The following is a 253-nucleotide window of genomic DNA, read 5'->3' as shown; positions in this document are numbered from 1 at the left end:
CGGGGCCAGCACGGCCTCGCCGCCATCGTCCTCCAGCGCCCGGCCGACCAGATCCTCGATGTGGTCACGGCACTCGAGCAACAGCTCGAGCAGGCTGGGGGCGGGCTCGAGCGCGCCGTCGCGCAGGACGACCGCCTCCAGGCCGAACATGCCGGCCGAGCCCTTGATCGTATGCGCGGCGCGGAACAGCGCATGCAGCCGCTCGACGTCGTGGCCCTCCTCGCACAGCGCACGCAAGTGCGCATCCATCGCC

Annotated in this window: 1 protein-coding gene; it reads right to left on the bottom strand. The window is 72.3% G+C overall.

Features of this window, described 5'->3' with window-relative positions; all coding sequences use genetic code 11:
- Window positions 1-249, bottom strand: a 249-nt coding sequence (locus tag GRF61_RS24495; RefSeq protein WP_248281443.1) for an Hpt domain-containing protein, incomplete at its 3' end; no start/stop codon positions are given.
- Window positions 250-253 lie beyond the last annotated feature (4 nt).

It is taken from the genome of Azoarcus sp. TTM-91 (assembly GCF_012911025.1).
Taxonomy (GTDB): Bacteria; Pseudomonadota; Gammaproteobacteria; order Burkholderiales; family Rhodocyclaceae; genus Azoarcus.
The sequence above is the reverse complement of the archived record's forward strand: the minus strand, read 5'-3'. Positions and strand labels throughout refer to the sequence as shown.